15 protein-coding genes are annotated in these 23,472 nt (G+C 40.2%); 8 read left to right on the top strand and 7 right to left on the bottom strand.

Features of this window, described 5'->3' with window-relative positions; translation table 11 throughout:
* Window positions 1-106: 106 nt before the first annotated feature.
* From SD449_RS14705 to SD449_RS14675, 7 genes are all read right to left on the bottom strand, one after another.
* The gene (locus SD449_RS14705; RefSeq protein ID WP_318311614.1) at window positions 107-1,063 is read right to left on the bottom strand and encodes an aldose epimerase family protein; all 957 of its coding nucleotides are present in this window, start codon (window positions 1,061-1,063) and stop codon (window positions 107-109) included.
* Window positions 1,064-1,231: 168 nt separating this feature from the next.
* Window positions 1,232-2,302, bottom strand: coding sequence for an alpha/beta hydrolase (locus SD449_RS14700; RefSeq protein ID WP_318311613.1), 1,071 nt, complete (start codon window positions 2,300-2,302; stop codon window positions 1,232-1,234).
* Between the two features lie 83 nt (window positions 2,303-2,385).
* On the bottom strand, window positions 2,386-3,840 hold the full coding sequence (locus SD449_RS14695; protein WP_318311612.1) for a sulfatase family protein: 1,455 nt from the start codon (window positions 3,838-3,840) through the stop codon (window positions 2,386-2,388).
* Between the two features lie 13 nt (window positions 3,841-3,853).
* On the bottom strand, window positions 3,854-5,281 hold the full coding sequence (locus SD449_RS14690; RefSeq protein ID WP_318311610.1) for a RagB/SusD family nutrient uptake outer membrane protein: 1,428 nt from the start codon (window positions 5,279-5,281) through the stop codon (window positions 3,854-3,856).
* 25 nt (window positions 5,282-5,306) lie between these two features.
* Complete coding sequence (locus SD449_RS14685) at window positions 5,307-8,645, bottom strand: TonB-dependent receptor (RefSeq protein WP_318311608.1); 3,339 nt, start codon at window positions 8,643-8,645, stop codon at window positions 5,307-5,309.
* Between the two features lie 161 nt (window positions 8,646-8,806).
* The gene (locus SD449_RS14680; protein WP_036379419.1) at window positions 8,807-9,883 is read right to left on the bottom strand and encodes a FecR family protein; all 1,077 of its coding nucleotides are present in this window, start codon (window positions 9,881-9,883) and stop codon (window positions 8,807-8,809) included.
* Window positions 9,884-9,973: 90 nt separating this feature from the next.
* Window positions 9,974-10,573 (bottom strand): RNA polymerase sigma factor, encoded by a 600-nt coding sequence (locus SD449_RS14675; protein WP_163634980.1) that lies wholly within the window; start codon window positions 10,571-10,573, stop codon window positions 9,974-9,976.
* Window positions 10,574-10,866: 293 nt separating this feature from the next.
* Between SD449_RS14675 and SD449_RS14670 the strand changes: the two genes are divergently transcribed.
* The 8 genes from SD449_RS14670 (at window position 10,867) to SD449_RS14635 (ending at window position 23,359) form a co-directional block, all read left to right on the top strand.
* Window positions 10,867-12,603, top strand: coding sequence for a sulfatase family protein (locus tag SD449_RS14670; protein ID WP_318311607.1), 1,737 nt, complete (start codon window positions 10,867-10,869; stop codon window positions 12,601-12,603).
* Between the two features lie 34 nt (window positions 12,604-12,637).
* Window positions 12,638-13,525, top strand: coding sequence for a hypothetical protein (locus tag SD449_RS14665; protein WP_318311606.1), 888 nt, complete (start codon window positions 12,638-12,640; stop codon window positions 13,523-13,525).
* Between the two features lie 10 nt (window positions 13,526-13,535).
* Window positions 13,536-14,423, top strand: a complete 888-nt coding sequence (locus tag SD449_RS14660) for an alpha/beta hydrolase (protein ID WP_318311605.1) — start codon at window positions 13,536-13,538, stop codon at window positions 14,421-14,423.
* A 382-nt stretch (window positions 14,424-14,805) separates the two neighbouring features.
* A complete protein-coding gene (locus tag SD449_RS14655; RefSeq protein WP_318311603.1) occupies window positions 14,806-15,399 on the top strand; it encodes an RNA polymerase sigma-70 factor in 594 nt (197 codons plus the stop codon).
* Window positions 15,400-15,638: 239 nt separating this feature from the next.
* Entirely contained in the window at window positions 15,639-16,772 is a 1,134-nt protein-coding gene (locus SD449_RS14650; RefSeq protein WP_318311602.1) for a FecR family protein, read from the top strand.
* A 239-nt stretch (window positions 16,773-17,011) separates the two neighbouring features.
* Window positions 17,012-20,230, top strand: coding sequence for a TonB-dependent receptor (locus SD449_RS14645; protein WP_318311601.1), 3,219 nt, complete (start codon window positions 17,012-17,014; stop codon window positions 20,228-20,230).
* 2 nt (window positions 20,231-20,232) lie between these two features.
* Window positions 20,233-21,690: a RagB/SusD family nutrient uptake outer membrane protein gene (locus SD449_RS14640; RefSeq protein WP_318311600.1), complete on the top strand. Its 1,458-nt coding sequence runs from the start codon at window positions 20,233-20,235 to the stop codon at window positions 21,688-21,690.
* 166 nt (window positions 21,691-21,856) lie between these two features.
* Complete coding sequence (locus tag SD449_RS14635) at window positions 21,857-23,359, top strand: sulfatase family protein (RefSeq protein ID WP_318311598.1); 1,503 nt, start codon at window positions 21,857-21,859, stop codon at window positions 23,357-23,359.
* The last annotated feature ends 113 nt before the right edge of the window (window positions 23,360-23,472 follow it).

Genomic DNA, 23,472 nt, shown 5'->3' with positions numbered 1-23,472 from the left:
TTCTTTAGAAAAGCAGAAACGAAACACAAAACACCATAAATTCGTTACATAATTAGGCATTAGAAGCAAATGCAAAACCATGTTTTGATAATATGTAGATTGTTGTTTAAAGGCTTTGGTCTATTTGTATTAAAAAATAATACTTAACGGTTTCGCCCGGTTTCAATGTGACGAGGTGTGACTTTTTTTCAATATCTTTTGGAGAATCCTCAAAATCATGATGTGAGGCCATAGGCTCAATGCACACAAACGGATATCCTGGAGGGCTCCAAATATTGACATTCGGAAAATTACCCAGAATCAAACTTATGTATGATTTTTGGCCAGATTTGGCCAGACCAATTTTAGTGATAACTGAATCTTTGATGAAAATCCCAGTATTAGGTATCCTGTCATCATCAAATCCAAGAGTTGTCTCATTTTGTAAAAAGGGGGCTACCGAATCTTTCAGAAGACTATTTTTAATTAGTTCTCTTTGGGCAGAAAGGGATTTATAAAAAAACAACTCATGCTTTTTTCTATCATTTGGTTGACCAAGTGACAGATTAAACCCAGGATGCCCCCCAAGTGCAAAATACATGCTATGGGTATCGTCATTTCTGATGACGTATTCGTTCAAGATGGTATTATCGGTCAATTTATATCGAACTGAAATTTTGAACAAAAAGGGATAGTTTTCATGCAATATTTCTTTGTTGGGAACAAAACTTAATGTAACCTCATCATTTGATTTATGTTTTACTGTCATAAAGCGCTCTTTTAAAATTCCCATTTTCGGCATATCGTATTTGACGTTCCGAAAATAAAATTCGTTGTCCCTGAATCTGACATTTACTGGAAACATTATGGGAGCCCTGTCCGCCCAATATTCACCATTGCCCTGCCATAGGTACTCAAACTCACTGATTTTGCCTTTTATGCTTTGAAGTTCAGCCCCTTTTTTGCTTATTGATACCCTAATGGAATCATTTTCGAGCCAAAGTAACTCAGAACCTTGGCCATGGACTGTAAAGAAAAATGTCAAAAAAATAAATAAAAAAGCCAATACTTTCAGGTGTGGCATTTTACAATCCCACTTAAAAGTCTTTTTCGAATCTGTTGGTTTCACGGTGTGAATGTATTAGTTCATAATAAGAAAATCAGCATAAGGACAGGAACTGGAAGCAAAAGTAAAAAAGCGCAGACAAGCTGCGCTCCCTTAAAAAAACTAACTCAAAATCAACCTATCATATTACTTTTCACCATGTAGGTAGGCGGACATAGTCGGAAATACCTCACCGATGAGTTGCTCACTGACCTTGTCACTATGTTTGCCGGTGTACCAGCAGGTGCTATGTGGTATTTTTTCCTCTTTCAACAATGTAGAGAAATAAACTGAACCTTCGAGCAATCCGGGAGTTTCGTCCTGATAGCCACAACTCAATGCAATTTTTTTGTACTGGGTTAAATTGTTCTTGTAATTTTTCACTTTTTCTTCCAAATTCCCAAAACCAGCTACCCATTTCTCTAGGACTTCTTCTTTCTTGGAAAAGGTGCCATCGGCATTCATCGTAAACGGGAATGCAATCTTTAAGGGTTGTGAAAGATCGGGAGAGAATGCAGATCCAAAGGCAAGAATACCAAATATGCTCGTTATCTTTAGGTCATACGATTTTAATTCTTGTTGCAAGGTTTCAGAAAAATCCTCATCCCTCACATTTACCATTTTTTCGGATAAATTCTGAACCTGCACCAAGGTCGAATCGTTCTTAAACATACCATTCAATAAATTATCATTTGCCAAAACGGCAGGACTCATGGCATAGGCCACAGAAAATACCTCGGGATGCCTTAAGCTGATATTGATTGTTCCACCTCCGCCCATTGAATGTCCACTTATTCCACGAGATTCCCGTTTCGCCAAAGTTTTGTAATGGCTGTCAACATAAGTAATGACATCTCTTACGATAAAATCTTCCCAATTTCCCGAAACAGGTGAATTGGCATACATCGACCCTTCAAACAGATTATGGCCGTTGAGTTCTATTAAGATGAACTCGTGTTCTTTATTATTCTTCATATAACTATCAAAAGCCTCCGTTTTGGGATATTCGCCAGCCTCAACAGTATACCCGTTCAGAAAATAGACCACCGGAAACAGTTCGTCCGAACCTGAATAAGAAGGCGGTAAATAGACACCAATCTTTTGAACATCGTTCGTCCCTATTAAATTATCCTTAAGTGACGGAGCGGGGATTTCCACAAGTGAATAACCACTTTCTTGGTTCTGGGCAACAATGCTAAAGCTTAATAGCAGTAACATAATAACCAAACTTTGAATTTGATATTGTTTTTTCATATATCTTGATAATGAACTCAGTTTAAATTTCAATGGCAATTCAAAGGTCAACCCCTGTCTTTCAACTGATCTTCCCCTTTGACCAAATTTGAATTATGTTCTTTTACCAAAGCTTTGATTTGCTCAATGATCTCTGGGTTATTTTCAGCAACATTATACTTTTCAGATGGGTCCACTTCGAGGTTGTAGAGAATTGGGGGGTCATGTTCTTCACGCATCGGTGGGCCATAGGCGCCTTCAGTAATGAAATGTGCTTTGAAGGCACCTAATCTAACCGCATAAAGCTCATCTCCCCTGTAATAAAACACTTCTTTTCTTTCGCTGGGCTTTTTCTCGAAGAGTGTTGGGCCTAGGTCTTTTCCATCCATTTGTCGATCATCGGGCAAAGGCACGTTTGCCAATTTGCTAAAGGTGGTAAACAAATCCATGGTAGTACCTATTTGCTTCACCAAACCAGGTTGTATTCGGCCAGGTCCCCAAAAAATACAGGGTTCACGCATACCCCCCTCCCATGTTGACCCTTTTCCTTCGCGCAAAAGTCCTGCACTTCCACCTTCTTGTTTCATGATGAGCCAAGGGCCATTGTCAGAGGTGAATACCACAATTGTATTTTCATCGAGACCGTTATTTTTCAGTTCGGCCAATATCTGCCCTACCCCGTGGTCAATCTCTTCAACGACATCCCCATAGACACCCCTGTCACTGGTGCCCAAAAAATCTTTAGAGGCAAAAAGGGGCACATGTGGAAGGTTATGGGCCAAATAGAGAAAAAATGGTTTTTCCTTGTTTTGTTGAATGAACTTAACAGCCTCTTCATTATAACGTTTTGTCAATGTATTCTGATCAGCTGGCCGTTCCACTATCTCCGTATTGCGCATTAGTGGAACATTGAAAGTATTTATATCTTTCCTCTCTTCCGATTTCCAAAAATCAATATACCCTTGAGTTGACCTGAATGGAATAATGTTGTCCATGTCATTGCTGTAAGGAATACCAAAATAATAGTCGAACCCTTGGCTCGTTGGCAAATACTCCTCTTTATGTCCCAAATGCCATTTGCCAATACAAGCCGTCACATAATCGACTTTTTTTAATTGTTCGGCCAAGGTTATCTCACTTTGCGGCAATCCTTTATGGGAATCGGGAAAAAGAACACGGTTCACCTTACTGGTCATTCCATTTCTGATGGGCAACCTCCCGGTCAGCAATGCTGCCCTACTGGGCGTGCATACACTTGACCCAACATAGAAGTTCGTCCATTTTTGGCCTTCGACCGCCATTTGGTCCAGGTTTTTGGTATGTATCGTGGGGTGCCCATATGAGCTTAAATCACCATACCCAAGGTCATCGGCAAAAATGACAACAAAGTTCGGAGGTACGTCTTCTCTCTGTGTAACTTGGTCGACATTGGCTTGTTGTCCCGTGCAGGTGCCAACCCATGACAAGAAGGCAAGTGTCAAAAACAGCTTTATGTTCATGAATCTAATTGTATTTACTTTCATCTAAATTTAATTTTTAATATCCAGGATTTTGTTCCAAATTTGAATTGGCATCCAGTTCTCTTTGGGGAATCGGATAGAGCACATGAAAATCCTGGGCATTTTTCCCCCTTGCTTGGGCCCTAGAAATCATGACCCCGTGTCTTATTTGGTCTTCCCTCGCATTTCCTTCAAAGTAAAATTCCCACTCCCTTTCACTCAATATGGCATCTCTTAAGGAATCTTTGCCAAAACTTCCCAGATTCAAGGGGGTGGCACCGGCCCGGTTCCTGACCTCGTTGATCAGGTCGATGGCCTCTTGGGTGGGACCATTGAGTTCATTGAGTGCTTCTGCCCTTGTCAACAATATGTCCGCATACCTGATGACAATAATATCATTGCCAGCTGACGCTCCCACGGCATTTGGGTCAAAAGGTAATTTATAGGGGTGTGATTGATCGTTGCCCAACCCCATTACCAGTTCACCGGTTGCCGTACTCTGCCATTCGGTTATTATACGGCTGGTTCTAGTATCTGTCGCCTCGAAGGAGTTTACAAAATCATCAAATAAGTAAGTGCGTGCAGCAAATACAGAATTGTTCGGGAAAGGTCTTGGATAATCCGGTGGGAAAATCAGCGCATTCATGAACTGGCCCGCCCCAGCAGCATCTTTGGGAAGTGCCCAAATGACCTCGGCATTGCCCTCGTTCGATATTTCAAACACGTCTGAGTAATTGGGCAAAAGACTGTACAGTCCCAAATCCATGACGCCCGAGGACATGTCGGCCGCTTTTTGCCATTGCTTGGTGTTCAGGTAAAACTTTGCCAAGACCGACATGGCCACGCCTTTGGATGCTTTTCCAAAGGCCGGAGGTTGGTTGGGTAAAGTGGCTATTGCCCCCAACAGTTCCTGCTCTATAAAGGCCTGAGTCTCTTCGTCAGTTGATCGGGGCAGCAAAGGATCATCAGTAGAAGACCGATAAATCGGCACCCTACCAAAAAGCTTGTAAAGCTCCGAATAGGCCCATCCCCTTATAAAATGGGCCTCGGCTTCCGTTCTCTGCTTAAAATCATTCGAAAAAGAATCATTGTCCAGGTTGTCCAGGACCAGATTCGCATCACGAATGGAACTAAAGTACACTATCCATACAGGAATCAATTGGCCATGGTTGCTGTCCCAATTGTAATCGATCAATGATTGCCATACACTTTCAATCGACCCACCAGCGCCCCATACCTCACCGGCTGGCATGGTTCCCAAATAATAAGGGGACCAGGATTCATCATCCCCAGCCCTATGCGAATAGGCATAAGCTGCATTCAATAAGGAGCTGAGACCTTGCTCAGAGGTAAAAAGTGTTGAGGGCGAGAGCTCAGAGAACACCTCTTCCTCCAAACGTTCTTCACAGCCCAGCAGGCCAGACAGCATTATAGTGAGAGCTATTCTATAATAATAAGTTTTCATAATTATGATTTTTTAATTGTTTGACCTAAAAATTGGCAGTAAGACCCAACATATAGGTTGTTGCCAGGGGATAACTACTATAATCGATCCTAACGTTACTTCTACCGAATGAATTAGCCTCAGGATCAAATCCCACATAATCAGTAATTGTAAACAGGTTCTGGCCGGTCACATAGACTTGAAGTGAGTTCAAAAAATCAATATTTTGAACTGGAACGTTGTACGATAGCCTGACATTTTTCAAACGCAGGTAAGATGCATCTTGAATGGTCAGGGTATTCACTTTTCCTGCACCATAGGCATTGGGGTTTACCCCTGATGGCCATTTAGCACCTGTATTTTGGGGCGTCCATCGATCTAATATTTGGTGCGCAAGTCGGTTTCTTCTGAAGTTTGCAGGATAGAGAGACTCTATCAGGTTGATATTCAATAGGTCGACACCTGCCTGACCTTGAAAAAAGAAGTCCAACGTCAAATTCTTGTAGGAAATTGAATTTTGTATACCATAGGTAAAATCAGGATATGGGGTGCCTATAATGGTCTGGTCGGTAGGCGTAATGGCCCCATCTCCATTTCTATCTTCAAAAATTGGAAAGCCTGGCTGGGCTGTGGGCTGTGGTGAATTGGCTATATCGTCACCTTCCTGAAAAATGCCGGTGACAACATATCCATAATAGGAGGCCAGGGGATCACCTTCTTGAATGATCGCCGTGTTGCCCACTGCTTGTACACTTCCCGTCACAATACTTTCAATTCGTCCCAAATCCACCACTTCATTCTTAATGGCGGAAAAATTCAATGAAGTATCCCATTTAAAATCATCGGTCACTATGTTGGTCGAGTTAAAAAGAAACTCAACCCCACTGTTCTTAACTTCGCCTACATTTGTCAATATTGATGAATAACCGGAAGCAAATGGCAATGGAAGGTCAAACAACAAATCCTTCGATTCTTTTGAAAAATAATCTAAACTACCACTGAATCTGCCCCCTGAAATACCGAAATCAAGACCGATGTTGAGTTGTTCGGTGGTTTCCCACTTAAGGTCTGAATTTGCAATACGCTGGGGGGTGACACTGCCTGAAATGGTGCCACCAAACACTACGTTGGGTCCTGTTCCAAAGGTCAGTTGCGATGCATAGTTGCCAATTTCCTGGTTACCTGTCTGACCCCAACTCGCCCGTAGCTTGAACTGGCTGAAACTATCGGGAATAAATTCTTCTTGGTCAAGTTTATAGCCCAAGGCAAAGGATGGAAAATAACCCCATTTGTTGTTCTCTCCAAACCTTGATGACCCATCCGCCCTTATTGAGGCGGTAAATAAAAATTTGTCAAAAAGGTTATAGTTCACCCTGCCTAGATATGACAACAAGGTATTTTCTTCCTTGCCACTAGAGAGTACATCCGTATTGGTGTCGCCCAGTGCCAAATTGTTAGTTTTGATATCATCTGTCGGAAAACCGCTGATATTACCGGAAAAGAACCGCGAACTGAACTTTTGAAAGGTGATACCGCCCAATACCGTAAGTGCATGGTCTTCGTTAAAAGCTTTGTTATAGGTCATCGTGTACTCGAACAGATAGTTGGAGCGTTCCAATACGTTGATGTTCGCGATACCGCCAGCGGCACCGCCACGAATGGTCTGGGTGGTATTGTAAATGTCACGTCTCGATGTTTGTCTGTCGGTCCCGAAATTGAACTTGCCTGAAAGATCTTCAGTGAAATCGTAGTTCAAAAAAGCACTTCCGAATGTTCTATTGGTCTCGCTCTCGCTAATGATGGCATTTATCAAGGTAACTGGATTGTTGACAGTCAGATTCGCCGACTGGCTAAAAGTACCATCGTCATTAAATATGGTCTCCGTAGGATCATATAACAATGAAGAATAAATAGGCCCTGCTTGCTCATTGGTATTGACGCCATCGACATTGTTGTTGTCCTTGACCAAACTTGTGTTGAAGTTTAGGCCTATCTGGGTCTTGTTCCCAATTTTTGTCTCAAGGTTTATTCTTCCGGTATATCTTTTTATCCCCGTATTTTTTACAACACCTTCTTGATCAAAATAGTTGAATGAGGCATAATAGTTTGTGTTTTCGCTGCCCCCGCTCACAGCCAGGTTGTGATTGGTCAAAGGAGCCGAGCGAAAGACTTCATCTTGCCAATCGGTCCCCCTGCCGATTCTTGAAATATCCTCATTGTTGAAAACCACTGCGTTTCCTTGTGCAATTGACAAGTCGTTTATGGCATCTATGTATTGTGAGGTGGAAAGCACATCGATTTTTTCAGCGACCGATTGGATACCTGCATATACATCATACGTGACATTTACCTTGCCTTTGCTTCCCTTCTTGGTAGTGATCAAAATTACCCCATTTGCCCCTCTTGAACCGTAAATTGCCGTTGCTGAGGCATCCTTTAAAATCTCTATCGATTCCACATCAGCTGGATTCAGGGAATTCAAGGGATTCCTAGGGCTCAGGTTTTGACCTACTTCGGCCACCCCGCCAGAACCAAGGTTGGGGCTGTTGTCAATCGGGAACCCATCTATTACATACAAAGGCTCGTTACTGGCATTCAAAGAGTTGGAGCCCCTGATCCTAATTGCCAACCCACCTCCAGGGGCTGAACTGGCTTGGTTTATCTGTACCCCAGCAGCCCTACCTAGCATCATTTGGTCCACGGATACGTTCGCCCCCGGGTTCATGTCGTCTTGACCCAATGACGCCACGGACCCAGTTAAGTCACTTTTCTTCTGCGTTCCATAGCCGACAACCACGATTTCATCAAGGACGGCAGTACTTTCCTGCAAGACAATGTTCAAAACCGATTGTCCGTTGACAGGGATTTCTTTCGTAGTGAACCCGATATAGGATACGGTCAATATGACATCACCGTCAGTTACCTTGATCGAAAAATTTCCATCAAAATCGGTTTGGGTGCCGTTCGTGGTTCCCTTTTCGATGATATTTGCTCCTGCCAAAGGAACTCCTGAATCATCCAAAACCGTTCCGCTGACCGTAAAATCTTGAAAAAAAACGGCGTCGGTGTTTGGTATATGATAGGTTTGATCTTTAAAGACTGTTACTTGTCTGCCAATAATATTGTAACCTAGACCGTACGATTCTAATAAAGAGTCAAGAACGTTAGGTAAGGTTATATTGTTTTTCTTGAGAGTAATTGAATTATCATTGGGCAAAATACCATCTTTGTAAAAAAAGATGTACTCGCTTTCATCCTGTAACTGGTTGAATAGTGTCTCTAAACTTACATTTTTAAGGTCAAGATTAAACTTGGTCTGTGAGTAAGAGTGGTTTGCATAGAGAGCGGTTAACCCCAATAATATGTAACAAAGAAAGGACCTCATTATTTTTATTGAAATGGATTGACCATTTAATTTGCCTAGAACATGGGCAATACTTAAGTAATTATTCATAATTTTAGAGTTCAGTTTAGTTATTACTTCGGTAATACATTTTACCGGCAGATGCGCCAACATCTGTCGGTTTTCATTTCATTCTGTATATTTTATTTCATAGGCACTGTATCTTTTAAATTTAACTTGGTGGAGGCCAGTATGATTTTGTCGGTTTGATATTCCGCAAAAAAGTTAGATGCTTCTCCTATAGTTTGTATGACTTGCCCCAGATTTTCCTTTAAGTCAAGTTTTCCAGAAAATGTTTCTGTTTTTAAATGATTTTCCTTTATGAAAATTTCCACACCATAATATCTCGACAATTTTGTGGTGATATATTCCAAATCACGGTTTTTCAGATTTAGGAAGCCTTCTCTCCACCCAAAATATTCATCAATGTTCACATCGTGCATTTCTATTTCTTTGGTTTTGGTATTATAGCCAGCCATTGTGCCCGGGGCCATCTTAAAAGACTTTTCGTCATCATGGTCATAGGTCACCAAAACACTGCCGCTCTTAAGAACTGTACTAGCCATTTCATCATCGGGATAAGTGCTGACATTGAAAACGGTTCCCAATACATTGATCTCCTGATTGGTCGAGATCACCCGAAAGGGTTTTGATGGGTTATGTGCAACTTCGAATATGGCCTCACCTTCGAGAAAGACCTCCCGCTCCTTATCCCTGAAAAACGCAGGGTAGATAAGCCTAGACCCTGAATTTATCCATATTTTCGTTCCATCAGAAAGGGTCACGTCGGTACGTTTTCCAAAGGGCACCAGTATCGTGTTGAATACAGGTTTTTTTTCATCTTCTATAGTTTGTCTATACTTTTCACCTGTTCCCACGTGCAGATCTTTTCCCGTTGACGAGTACCTTAATGTGTTGTTCTTTTCATTTAGTTGAATTTTTTCTCTCTCTCCGAGCACCACGATTACTTGGCTGCTACTGCCAAAGTCAACAATTGATTTATTTTCATCAATATAATCCTGCAATGACTGTTCGCTAGATTTGTCAAAAACGGTAAAAACAGCAAACAACAGCGCTATCGATGCCGCCGCACCGTACAACAACGTTGCCCTTCGTTGCCTTTTTGCATTTTTTCTTAGAAGTTTGGCCGATCTTATAATACGGCTCTTAAGCTTTGTCCGCTCTAAGTCGGAAAGTGGTTCGTTCTCGCTAAAGTTCATACTTTATTTGTAATTATGGGGTAAATGGAACTTACCGTCCATATATAAGAGGGCAGTTTTTGATATTTATAGACAAAAAAAAACGCTTTTTTAAAAGAACAATGTTAAGGCGGTGTCGCGGATCGTTTTTAACGTTCTGTAAACCAGTGTTCTGGCAGAAGCAACAGAAAGTCCCAAATCTCCGGCGATCTGTTGATATGTCTTTTCTTGGGCGAAACGAAGTCGAAGTATCTTTCGTTGATGATCCGTTAAATTGACCATTATTTTTTTTAGCCTCTTTGACAGTTCATTTTCTTTTTCATCTTCGATCATTTCTTCCTCATGTGAAATAACCGTCAGGCCTGCAGTAGAGTAACTATTGTTAAAGGTTTCCAATTCGCTCTCCAAACTCTTGATCTTATGGTCGCTTTGCTTAATGAGTTTTCTTTTAAGGGACATTATCAAATAGGCCTCTATGTTTTTGACATCCGATAATTTCTTGTGGTATCTATAAAGGTCTAGAAAAAGATTGTGGATTTCATCTTGAACTTTAGCTCTATCTCCACTGATTTTGTACCCATAGGCAAAAAGTTTGTCAACGTAAAGGTCATATAGAGACCCCAAAGATGCCAAACAGCCTTTCTTCAGATCTTTCCAGAGCAGTTTCTCTATAGAGTCTAGTACTTGGTCTATTTTTTTTTCTCTTCCCATTGATACCGTAATCCAAATGGTATGGCAAATTTGCCAATTGACAAAATCATAATTAGTAAATGGAATATTATCATGTCCCATTATTGAAATTATCGCAACTAATGTATAAAAAAAATAAAGAATTGATAACAATGATAAATTTTTTTACAAATTAACTTTTTAATGATATGAGAAGTTGGGTGCCCAGCTCAAAAGGGCTAAGAGTGTCAAGAAAACAAAAAATGATGTCTATAAAAAAGGGGTTTTCATCTCTTACTAAAAATGGGCGACCAACAAGTTAAAACTCTGCAGACATGAAAAGTCATCTTAAAAAAATAGGTCAAGGAACGACTAGGTTGTTGCTTATGGTTGCCATCTTATTGGTTTTTCTTATGTGTAAGGTGATGTTTTCTCAGCAAAGCCCGAATATAGTTTGGATAGTATGCGAGGATATTTCCCCTTTTTTGGAAGTATATGGCGATTCAATTGCGAAAACCCCTAACATAAATGCTCTGGCTCAAGATGCGGTTGTTTTTACAAAAGCATATACCACGTCCGGGGTATGCGCACCTAGTAGATCATCCATTATTACCGGCATGCATGCAATTTCTATAGGCACACAACACATGCGCACCCTTTCTAACTCAACAATTTTTATGCCGGAAGGCCTGCCAAGCTATTCAGCCGTTTTGCCGGACAATGTAAAGGCTTTTCCTGAATATCTAAGGGCACGGGGCTATTATACGACAAACAACTATAAAGAAGATTATCAGTTTGAAGTGCCGGTTACAGTTTGGGATGACAGTAGCCCAGCGGCTTCTTATGAATATAGGCCTAAAAACGTTCCGTTCTTCAGTGTGTTCAACTTGGCTGTCACACACGAATCAAAGTTGATGGCGTCGCCAGACAGCATTTTTTTCGACCCCAATGACATGAAGTTGCCTCCATATTACGTCGATACCGAAACTGTGCGCAAAGATATGGCAGTTCTCTATACCCGTATCGAACAAATGGATCAGGCTGTGGGCGAGATTGTTGACAAGTTAAAAAAAGATCAAGTCTATGATGACTCTTATGTGATATTTTTTAGCGATCATGGTGGATGCATGCCTTGGACCAAGCGGGAAATTCTTGAAAGGGGGACGCATATACCTTTAATCACTAAATTTCCCAAAAACCGTTTTTCCGGCACCAAAGACGATAGGTTGATCAGTGCAGTGGACTTGGCACCAACAATGCTTTCCATAGCGGGTATCAAGCCTCCCGACCATCTTCAGGGAACCGCTTTTCTGGGGGCATACAAATCTTCGGAAGGAAGAAAGTATGTCTTTGCGGCGAGAGACCGTATGGCAAATAAATATGATAGGGTACGGTCTGTGAGCGACGGTGACTTCAGGTATGTGTACAACTTTATGCCAGAACTCCCCAAATACCAAGACCTGCAATACAGAAAGGGCATACCCACGATGAAAGAAATATTGGAACTCTATAAAGAGGGAAATTTAGATAACCCCTATCTGTTGGACTGGTTTGCCGGAAATAAACCTTCCGAAGAACTCTATCACACGAAAATGGATCCCAATGAGTTGTTAAATATTGCGGAAGAGCCCCAATATGCGGCAAAAAAGAAAGAACTTAAAGAAACTCTTTTTGATTGGATAACAAAAGTGGGCGACCTATCCTCGGTCGGCGAAAAAGAGATGGTATTCAACAATTGGTGGAAAAACACAAAGGAACCTCCTAAAACATCTCCCCCGAAAATAATAGGTAACAAAAATGGGGTTACTATAGAATGTGCTACTAAAGGAGCTTCGATCGGTTATCGCATAGTTGACCAAGGTGACCTCCTTGACGCGAAATCAAGGCGTAGGGCCAAAAGTTGGGATTTTGGTTTTACAATCGACCAAGAAAAGACCATTGAACTTGTTGATGTGCACAAGCCATGGAAGATCTACCTAGGAGAAACCATTAGTTTGGAAAAGGGACAGACACTTATCATCAATGCTCATAGAATCGGGTATTTGCCCAATGAAGTGACCTTTACATATTAGAATTTTAACAAAAATTATATAAATCATTTTAACTATGAAGAAAACCAATCGCTTATTTTTTGGAACGGCATTTTTGTCATTGCTATTGTTCGCCTCCTGCTCGGACACATCTTTTGAGGAAGAAAATCTGAATGCTTCCATTAATCTAACCGAGTCGGATAAAGTATCGCTGTTCGGCAACATGTCCGAAGACATTCAATTTGATGGTTACTACGTAGGGGCGGACACCTTACTTTTTGATTATCGGACCACCAGTATTCTGGATGTGCCCCCAGTATACCCAGAAACAATCACAAACGACGAACCCATATGGTTTGTCAACGGTGCCGGCACTGATGTGGCCAAGCAATATAAAAATATGCTTGAAATTGCAGAATTTACAGGTCGACCCGTTGTAGGCATACATAATGGTACCAAAGAAGGAATTGCTGATGTGATTGAAATCATTTTGCCCACCAACGAGGTCGTGGAGGCCGCTATTGAAAAGAGTGTGCTCGAAATCATTGATACAGAGACCAGGGTACTTTTGTTGGGACACAGTCAGGGGGCCTTTCACTTGGCCAGATCACTACGTTCGCTGGAAAACCAGCTTTCGAACAGCCAATTGGCCCAACTCATGGTAGAAACCATTGGCGGTGCTGGCATGTGGTTCCCCCGAGGCCCTCAATATGTCCATTATGCCAATGAGGGTGACAATGTTCCGAAAGTTCACGGGGTGCTCACGCCAGGAGCATTGACGGGTAACCGGAGTGTTATTTTCACTTTTGATGACGAATGGTATGATATCCCACCTGAGATTGACACCCCTTTTATAAGGGTGCACGCCCAAATAGTTTATTTGCGGAATCGACTGACTTTTGCCGAGGCTCGGACCTATGCCCCTTTGTTCGGCAGCAAAAAGATCAACTTGGATAATCTATAAAAAACAAAAAATGAAAAAATCAAGAAGTTCTATGCTTCATACCGCTGTTGTTATAACCTTTTTAAGCTCTATGTTTTGTATAGGGCAAGGAAAAGTTTTGGAAGGACAGTCGGTAAAGAGCACCATTTTGGGCAAAGAGGTTGATTATACCGTTTATTTGCCAACCGGTTATGATGACTCTACAAGAAGCTACCCTGTAATCTATCTTTTGCACGGTTATGGGGGGGATGAAAATGTTTGGGTACAATATGGGCTTATAGACCATTTCATGGATTCTGCCATTGAGAAGGCACAAATCCCTCCTTCAATTGTAATAATGCCTGATGGAGGGCAGTATTTTTACATCAATGATTTCCAAGGCAATTTAAGGTTTGAAGATATGTTCTTTCAAGAATTTATACCAATGGTCGAAAAAACCTATAGAATTAAAAAGACAAAGGAACACCGGGCCGTTGTAGGCAATTCAATGGGTGGCTATGGCGCCTTTTTGTATGGGGTCAAACACCATGATATGTTCGGAACCTGTGTACCACTCAGTGCGGCCATTATTTCAATGGATGATCCAATGACTAAAAACCCCATGTGGAAAGGACTGGCTAAAAACCTTTATGGGATGGATGTAGATTCTCAAAATCCCGATAAAACTCATTGGGATGCCAACAACCCCATGAAATTGATTCAAGGGGTACCTAAAGATAAACTAAAAACCAGGTTTTACTTTGACATTGGCGATGATGATTTTCTCTATTCTGGCAATGCCAAAGCCCATGTCGAACTACGGAACATGAAAGTAGACCATGAGTTTCGCATCAAAGACGGTGGGCATGATTGGACATTTTGGCGATCCTCTATCCCGGGGTTTTTAAAATACATAGGACAGGGCTTTATGAGAAAATAAAGCTATAATAGATAGAGAATCAAGTCCCAATTGAGCAGGCAAGATTGCGTAATCTTCTTTTTTCCATCGTATTGGAAAAATAATGCGCTCCTTTGGGACTTGATTCTTTGTCTCTTTCATGGTGGTCGACCTGATTAAAAATAATTTAGGTTAAGGGTAATACCCTCAATCTTAGAAATACACCCGCTAAATTATTATATACATTCCTCCGAAGACCCTAAAAGGATTGGCTCATATACTATTTAATTAAGTCGCAGTAAAGTTCTCCAAGGTACTTTGCAATCAATTGCCAAAAACACACTGCTATTATTAGTTCATATGTGTATTTAAGTTAGTTGTTGTGCTTTCAAGTATGGGGTTGATTTGATGAAAATATGTCAATATGAAACGAGAAAAATATACCGAATCATTATATGACAAAGACCTTCTGTCTTTAATGAAGAAGGGGAATCGATTGGCATTCAAACAAGTATATGATAAGTATTGGGAAGGGTTATATTCAGCGACCATAAATATACTTAAGGATAAAGGGCTAACGGAAGATGTCATTCATGACGTTTTTGTGTACCTATGGGTAAAGAGAGAAACAACAAAAATCCAAAATTTAAAAAGTTATCTTTTTCAGGCGGTAAGAAATAATGCCCTATTAAAAATTCGAAATCAAAAATTTACCAAATTACATGAAGAAAAGATTCATGGTTTGGCGGATGTTCCCGTTGCTGAACAAAATTTGAATTTAAAAGATCTGGAGCTGAAAATAGAAAAAGCAGCTAACTCGCTTCCTGCTCGTTGCAAGACCATATTTTATATGAGCCGTTTTGAAAACTACACCATTACTGAAATAGCTAATCATTTTGGTATTTCGCACCGAACAGTTGAAAATCAATTGTATCTTGCTCTGAAGCACCTGCGCATCTTTTTAACAAAAAAGGCCAAATCATTCAATTGGCTGATTTTTTTGTCATTTTTCAATTAAACTTAAAGAGGGGTTCGCGTGTCCAGTCGGTTAAATTCTCTCTTTTACTTATCATTTCATTAACCCGCACTATTTCTGGTTTCCTTTTGCCACAATAATTTATACTGAAAATATTGCACTAGGACAATTTGAACATGAGGGAATATTTAGCGTTTGGTATAAAACAATTTTCTTGCTTTTTGGATATTTTCTGTGTGAGTTGGTCGCTCTTTTTGCATCATACTATTATAAAGTCAACTATGGACAAAAAAACTTTTTTTGATTTACTAATAAAATTTGAAAGAGGAGAATGTTCAAAAAAGGAAAAAAATCTGCTCTTTGCTTTTTACCAAGCTTTTCAAGCTGAAAATATTATGGAATCTTGGAACATAACTGAAAAAGAAAAGGTAAAGATTCAGCTGTTCGAGCAAATTAATCAAAGTATCGAATTTGAAGAAACTAATCAAAAACGAAAACTTAAAACAACCCAACTTTTACGTATCGCTGCGATTTTTATTGGAATTTTCAGTACGGGATACTTTTTCCTGCTGATTTCCAATCAATCTAATTATATCGGTACCTCAGCCAATGCGATTACTCTAGAACTTGAAGATGGGAGTATTGAAATCATACAAGAGGACCGAACTATGAGCATTTTTGACAAAAAGGGAAATAAGGTGGGGGAACAAAACAAAAATCAATTGCTTTATACGAAAAAGGATTCTCATAAAGAATTGGTATTCAATACGCTGACAGTTCCATACGGAAAAACCTTCGAACTACAATTATCAGATGGTACCATAGCTTATCTCAATGCCGGCTCATCTCTTAAATATCCTGTACAATTCGTAGAAGACATGGAGCGAAAGGTCTTCCTTTCCGGTGAAGTTTTTATGGATGTCAAAAAGGATTCCGCCCATCCTTTTATCGTCAATTTAAACAATTTAAGCGTCAGGGTATTGGGCACACGATTTAATATTAATGCCTACAAAGAAGACGAAGTTGCAGAGATTGTGCTAGTTGAAGGTTCGGTTGGGCTATATGCTGATACTGAAGAATTCGATGAAGAGACAAGTAAACGCCTGGCACCGGGGTATAAAGCCAGCTTCGATAAAAAAAATGGGACAATAGCCACGGAATCGGTAACAACGGATATCTACACCTCCTGGATCAAGGGAGAGTTGGTTTTCAGGAATATGTCTTTTGACAACATTTTAAAAAAGCTCGAAAGACATTATAATGTAAAAATTATCAATAAAAACAAAGATCTGTCGACAGAAAAATTCAATGCCAGTTTTGGCACTGCTCCCCTAATCAGAGAAATCCTGATGGAGCTGAGAACAATATACGATATATCCTACACTGTAAAGGATAACGTGATAACCATCTATTAGTGATTTGACTGACAAAGGCAGTTGACCAATAACTATGAAAAAAAACATATAGCTAACTGAAAAAAACAATCCAAAAAAAAAATAACCACAACATTCACTCTATAAACATGAAAAATTTGATTGAATCGACAAACAGGCACCACATTGTTAACCTTGACTTTAAACATACGCTGAGCTTTTTATTTGCATTTATAGCTTTGTCAGTTCTACACGCTAACGAAACCTATTCCCAACAAAAAATGGTCACACTTGATTTAACCAATGTTTCTGTTGGTCAATTCTTGGACGAAATTGAAAGTGCCACTGAATTTCGTTTCATTTATAAGGTAAGAGATGTAGATATAGATCGAAAGGTAACCGTAAACGTTAAAAAAGAACAGATAGACAAAGTCTTAAATCGGGTTTTTAGAAATACAAAAACCGGGTACAATATTATTAAGAATAGAATTTACCTTAAGGAACAGGCTATTGAACCTATTAACACAATCTTGGGGTATAAAAGTTTGCCGGCAACACCCCAGTTTATGATTACTGGGACGGTAGTCGATGGCACTGGGAAACCTTTACCGGGAGCGAGTATTGTTGAAAAAGGCACAAACAATGGAACTCAAACCGATTTTGATGGGAACTTCACTCTTGAAGTTTCCAGTGATAATGTGGTCCTGACAGTTTCCTACATTGGCTTTATAGCCCAAGAATTGCCTATTGATGGCCAAACAGCCTTTACAATTAAGCTAAAAGAAGATACCGCAAAACTGGACGAAGTTGTTGTGATAGGATACGGAACAGTAAGGAAGAGTGATTTGACCGGGGCGGTAAGCTCTATAAGAGGCGATGAATTAAACACGGACTCCCAGGCTTCTGTAGATCAAATCATTCAAGGAAGAATTCCCGGTGTACAGGTTACACAATCGAGTGCTCGGCCAGGCGGTGGTTTTTCAATTAGAATTCGTGGAACAAATTCCATAACGGCCGGAAACGAACCTCTGTATGTGATTGATGGGCTTCCGGGTGAAAATCCGGGAAACTCCTTAAACCCTTCCGACATTCAATCGATTGAGGTATTGAAAGATGCCTCTGCAACGGCAATTTATGGTGCCAGAGGCTCAAATGGTGTGGTTTTGATCACCACCAAGCAAGGACGTAAAGGTGCCCGGTTGGAAATTAATTACAATACATCAATAGGTTTCCAAGTGGCAGCAAAGAAACTCGATTTGATGAACGCACAAGAGTATACGTCCTTTTACAATGACCTACAAATAGACAGGGGAAATGCCCCCCTATTTGATCAAGAAACCATTAATGCCATAGGCCAAGGCACTAATTGGCAAGATGAAATATTGCGCTCAGCACTTATTCAGGAGCATCGCCTTTCATTTTCAGGAGGGTCTGAGGATACTCAATACTATTTATCACTTAATTATTTTGACCAAGATGGAATAGTCATTAATTCAGGCTTTGAGAGATTGTCCGGAAGGATAAACCTTACCCATTCGATTGGTGAAAAAACTACGGTAGGAATCAACTTCAACAATAGTGTTCAAAAAGAAAACAAAGTCCCTTTGGGGCTCGGGGTCAACAGAGAGGCTGGGGTAATCGCTGCAGCCCTACAGTTGCCCCCTACATTGCCAGTCTTTAACAGTGATGGAAGTTATTCAATAAGCCTTCAGGATTTAAGCAATCCTGTTGCCCAGGCAGAAACCATTGATGAATTTGCCAAGATTACCCGCATTTTCGGAAATGCTTTCTTGGAGTCCGAAATATCTGAAGGGCTGAAAGCCAAGATCAATCTAGGGTATAATCAAACAATTTTACGGGAGGATCTGTTCCTAGACACCCAAACCCAAAAAGGAATCTTGGATGAAGGCCGAGCTCAAAAAGTTCTCAGCGAATTCAATAATAATTTGTTAGAAATTACACTAGATTATAAAACAGAGTTTAGCTCCAAAAACAAATTTAATTTTCTTGCAGGATATTCCTATCAAAAATTCGAGAATTCATCATTTGGTGCATCGGCACAAAACTTTCCAACTACTTCGTTCGGAGCTGATAATTTGGGTGCAGGAGACCCTACAAAATTTGATGTCGAATCTTTTCGTGGAGAAAATACCATTATTTCCGGGTTTGGTAGAATAAACTATAATCTGAACGACAGATACTTATTGTCTGGCACATTCAGGGCAGATGGATCATCAAGGTTTGGTGAAAACAATAAATTCTCATACTTCCCATCTGGGGCTTTGGCTTGGAATATTTCAAATGAATCCTTTTACCCTGAAGAGGGAATTGTTTCCAATTTAAAATTGAGGACAAGTTATGGTTTAAGTGGAAATCAGGAAATAAGTAATGGAAGATCCTTAGTTCTCCTGGGGTCGGGACCAATTGCAGTCTTGGACGGTGTCGAGTTACAGTCCATAGCACCAATTCAATTGGCAAACCCCGACTTGAAGTGGGAAACAACAGAGTCATTCAACGCAGGCATAGATTTTGGTTTCCTCAATGGGCGTATTACAGGGTCAGTTGAGTATTTCTTAAACAACACAAGAGATCTGTTGTTACTATTGCCAATTCCATCAACAACAGGTTTTGATAGTTCATTGCAAAATGTTGGAGATACAAGAAACAGCGGCTTTGAATTTAATGTTTCATCTCGGAACTATCAAGGTGATGATTTTTTGTGGACAACGGATTTGAACCTTGCGACGGTCAAGAATGAAGTCACAAACCTTGGCGAATTGCCAAGGATACTTCAGGGTGATCAAAGGTTTGTGCAAGAATATACCTTGATTGAAGTTGGCAAACCCATCAATTCTTATTTTGGGTATCTATTTGATGGTGTGTTTCAGTCGCAACAAGAAGTTGACAATTCCCCAACTCAAGTGAATGCTGAGCCTGGTGGCAGAAAGTTTAAGGATGTAAACAATGATGGTGTAATTGATGATGAGGACCGGGTAGTTTTGGGCAACCCTTTTCCTGATTTTACATTAGGATTAAATAATTCTTTCAACTATAAAGGGTTTTCATTGGATGTTTTTTTTGAAGGCAAATTTGGCTTTGAGCTTGCTAATTTCACCAATTTGGATTCAGAAAACCCCATCGATGATTTAAGGAATAGGCAAACCTATGTTTTAGATCGTTGGACACCCACAAACCCTACGAACGAACATCCATCATTTGTAAACCCTTCCCGTACTTTTGATTTTAACAGTAGAGTTGTTGAAGATGCTACATTTTTAAGATTGAGGAGCGCAAGGTTGGCATATTCCTTCCCCAATTTAGAATTAAAGGGTATTTCATCACTATTGTTTTATATATCAGGTCAGAACCTATTCACTCTTACCGATTATAGAGGTTTTAACCCTGATGTCAACTCCTTGGGCAATTCGAATGTAAGGATTGATTATAGTGCATACCCACTTTCAAGGATTTATTCATTTGGAATTAATGTAAAATTTTGAGCATGAAAAATATAAAAACATCTTTTAAACTTTTGGTCATAATAAGCATTGCCTTTACATTTTTTGTGGCCTGTGAAAGCTCGCTTGATGAGAAAACCTTTACTACATTGAGCCCAAACGATTTTTTTCAAACCGCCGAAGATGTCGAGGTGGTGCTTAATTCGGTATACGGTGAATTGAGATATAGCGATATTAAACGTGATGCAGTAACCCTACAAGAGGTAAATACCGATATACATTTTGAGCGCAGCGGTGGTATTTTTGCCCTTAACCAGCCCATTGAAGAGTTTGCTTGGACATCTTCGCACGGTTGGCTAAAGAATTGGTGGGAACGTCGGTATCGTGGTATTTTCAAAGCCAATACGGTAATTGACAATATCTCCTTGGTGGATATCGAAGAAGGAAGGAGGCAAGAAATATTGGCAGAAGCGAGGTTCTTAAGAGCCTTCAATTATTATCTGCTATTTGATTTTTTTGGGCCTGTACCTCTGGTGACCACCAGCCAAACAGATGTGAAGGACCGACCATCCCGTGCAACCGAGGTAGAAATGGTTTCATTTATTGAGACCGAGTTCATTGAAGCAAGTGAAATTCTTCCCGTAAAACCTCCAAAAGACCAGTACGGCCGTCCTACAAAGGGAGCAGCACTAAGCGCATTGGCAAAATTTTATATGTTGAACAAGAAATGGCAAGAAGCTTCCACAACCACCCAAGAAGTCATGGATCTTGGAGTGTACGACTTGTTCACAGAAGGTAATAGGGCCGAATTGTTCAGTCCTGAAAATCAACGTGATAACGAGTTTATATTTGTTTCAGTGATGTCAGATACACCAGATGATGATACCGGCGATGGTTGGTTAAGCCACGTGGTGCCAAGAGGGTATCAATGGCAATACCCACCACGGCAAATATTTGCTGCTGAATATAAGATAAGGTCGGAATTTTTAGAGCTTTTTGACCCAGAAGATGAACGATTAGACGCGTTCTTGTTCGAATTTGTCAATGTAGATGGAGATACTATTGTATTGGGCGAGGACAATGTAAGAAGCTTAAAGTTTCCTGAGTATCCAAATCAAGAAATCAGTAGATCATCTGATGATTTTCCTTATATAAGGTATGCCGACATACTTTTATCACGTGCTGAAGCATTGAATGAAACGAATGGCCTTAACCAAGAATCCATTGACTTGCTCAATATGGTCAGGGAGGCTGCTGGCGTTAATACATTTGCGGTTGGCGAATTTAGCAATGCCGAAGAATTCAAGAATCTATTACTTGACGAAAGAGGAAGGGAATTCCATATTGAAGCATTAAGAAGGCAAGATTTGATAAGGCATGGTAAATTTGTGGAGATGGCGATAGAGCGCGGTAAGCCGGCAATGGACTACCATGTTAGGTACCCGATACCACAAACAGAGATTGAACGTAATAGGAACCTAACACAGAATGAGGGGTATTAACAAACAACATATCGTCAAAACAGAAATTTTCTTTGTCTAATAAAACCTGTGAGAATCCAACACTCAAATCATAATTTCTAAAGGTTCACTCTACTTTAGAAATTAAAATACTATCCATTCTACATCAGACATCAGTAATAAATATACTACTAACATAAACGGAAATATGATACCAAAAAAAAACAAAAGTATAAGGATTTATGTTTTCCTTTATTATTTCTTTTTTGTCTTCTCATTCTATGCAAAAGCACAGTTGCCAGAACCTCCAAAGGAAAAGGAAAATAGAAATGTGATTTTTATTTTAACAGATGACCATCGTTATGATTACATGGGTTTTACCGGTAAGGTACCGTGGCTAGAAACCCCTAGTATGGACAGATTGGCCGCTGAAGGTGCTTATCTGCCCAATACTTTTGTAACTACCTCGCTATGTTCTCCAAGTAGAGCCTCAATCTTAACTGGGCAATATTCACACTCCCATACCATTGTTGACAACCAAGCTCCTGATCCTGGCAATCTAACCTTTTTCACAACCTATCTTCAAAAAGCTGGGTATCAAACAGGCTTTTTTGGAAAATGGCATATGGGCAGCCATACTGATGAGCCCAGGCCCGGTTTTGACCATTGGGAAAGTTTTCACGGGCAAGGCGTGTATTTTAATCCCCAACTTAATATAAATGGGGAACGGAAACAGTATAATGATTCGACCTACATTACAGACTTATTGACTGAACATGCCATTGATTGGTTAAAGGCCCGAGATAAAGAGAAACCTTTCTTTATGTTTTTGTCACATAAAGCTGTACATTCAGAGTTTATGCCCGCAAAACGGCACAAAGGAAAATATAAGGGCAAAAAGATCGATTTGCCTTCAACCTATGACCAAACCAAAACAGGTGAATGGAGCGATTTGAAATGGCCAAAATGGGTTGCCGAGCAAAGAGTAAGTTGGCATGGCGTAGATTATATGTACCATAGTAATATAGATATCCATAAATTGGTACAGGCTTATTGTGAAACTCTATTGGGTGTGGATGAAAGTATTGATTCGGTCATGGAGTATTTGAAATTAGAGGAAATTGACGATTCAACGTTGATTATCTACATGGGTGATAATGGGTTCAGCTGGGGTGAACACGGGTTGATTGATAAGCGTCATTTTTATGAAGAATCGGTCAAGGTCCCCCTTTTGGTAAGATGCCCCGAACTTTTTCAGGGAGGAATTCAACCAAAGGCCATGGTCCAGAATATAGATATTGCTCCCACCATTTTAGACGTGGCCGGGATAAACAAACCCGAGTATATGCCGGGGGTCTCTTTTTTGCCCGTCCTTAAGGGTGAAAATGCGCATGGATATCGAAAAGAAATTTTTTACGAATACTATTGGGAAAAAGACTTTCCCATGACCCCGACCATGTTCGGTATGCGCACCGACAAGTATAAATACATACGCTATCAAGGAATTTGGGACAGAAATGAGTTTTATAATCTACAAAGCGATCCGCATGAAATGTATAACTTGATTGGCGATCCCTCCAAACAAGACATCATTAAAAAAATGCTTCAATCCCTTTATGGCTGGTTGGAAGAAACAGATGGAATGAAAATTCCACTGAAATCGATGAACAGACCTGCTTGGGGAGATTACAAGCATTCAGGAGAGTATTGAAAATCACGTTCTTAATTAACAATATATGATTCTGGAATTCAGACCTGATTTATATTTCTTACTTCTCTTCTTTATGCTTGGTTGTGAGTCCAAGCAAAAAAACATATGGGATG

Source organism: Flagellimonas crocea (assembly GCF_033441595.1).
In the GTDB taxonomy this organism is placed as follows: domain Bacteria; phylum Bacteroidota; class Bacteroidia; order Flavobacteriales; family Flavobacteriaceae; genus Flagellimonas; species Flagellimonas crocea.
The sequence above is the reverse complement of the archived record's forward strand: the minus strand, read 5'-3'. Positions and strand labels throughout refer to the sequence as shown.

Bases quoted from the DNA above. Each gene is read 5' to 3' on its own strand.
- SD449_RS14690 (WP_318311610.1), bottom strand. From the start codon at position 5,281: ATGAAAACTTATTATTATAGAATAGCTCTCACTATAATGCTGTCTGGC.
- SD449_RS14635 (WP_318311598.1), top strand. From the start codon at position 21,857: ATGATACCAAAAAAAAACAAAAGTATAAGGATTTATGTTTTCCTTTAT.
- SD449_RS14660 (WP_318311605.1), top strand. From the start codon at position 13,536: ATGAAAAAATCAAGAAGTTCTATGCTTCATACCGCTGTTGTTATAACC.
- SD449_RS14645 (WP_318311601.1), top strand. From the start codon at position 17,012: ATGGTCACACTTGATTTAACCAATGTTTCTGTTGGTCAATTCTTGGAC.
- SD449_RS14680 (WP_036379419.1), bottom strand. From the start codon at position 9,883: ATGAACTTTAGCGAGAACGAACCACTTTCCGACTTAGAGCGGACAAAG.
- SD449_RS14675 (WP_163634980.1), bottom strand. From the start codon at position 10,573: ATGGGAAGAGAAAAAAAAATAGACCAAGTACTAGACTCTATAGAGAAA.
- SD449_RS14665 (WP_318311606.1), top strand. From the start codon at position 12,638: ATGAAGAAAACCAATCGCTTATTTTTTGGAACGGCATTTTTGTCATTG.
- SD449_RS14705 (WP_318311614.1), bottom strand. From the start codon at position 1,063: ATGCCACACCTGAAAGTATTGGCTTTTTTATTTATTTTTTTGACATTT.
- SD449_RS14650 (WP_318311602.1), top strand. From the start codon at position 15,639: ATGGACAAAAAAACTTTTTTTGATTTACTAATAAAATTTGAAAGAGGA.
- SD449_RS14685 (WP_318311608.1), bottom strand. From the start codon at position 8,645: ATGAGGTCCTTTCTTTGTTACATATTATTGGGGTTAACCGCTCTCTAT.
- SD449_RS14640 (WP_318311600.1), top strand. From the start codon at position 20,233: ATGAAAAATATAAAAACATCTTTTAAACTTTTGGTCATAATAAGCATT.
- SD449_RS14700 (WP_318311613.1), bottom strand. From the start codon at position 2,302: ATGTTACTGCTATTAAGCTTTAGCATTGTTGCCCAGAACCAAGAAAGT.
- SD449_RS14670 (WP_318311607.1), top strand. From the start codon at position 10,867: ATGAAAAGTCATCTTAAAAAAATAGGTCAAGGAACGACTAGGTTGTTG.
- SD449_RS14655 (WP_318311603.1), top strand. From the start codon at position 14,806: ATGAAACGAGAAAAATATACCGAATCATTATATGACAAAGACCTTCTG.
- SD449_RS14695 (WP_318311612.1), bottom strand. From the start codon at position 3,840: ATGAAAGTAAATACAATTAGATTCATGAACATAAAGCTGTTTTTGACA.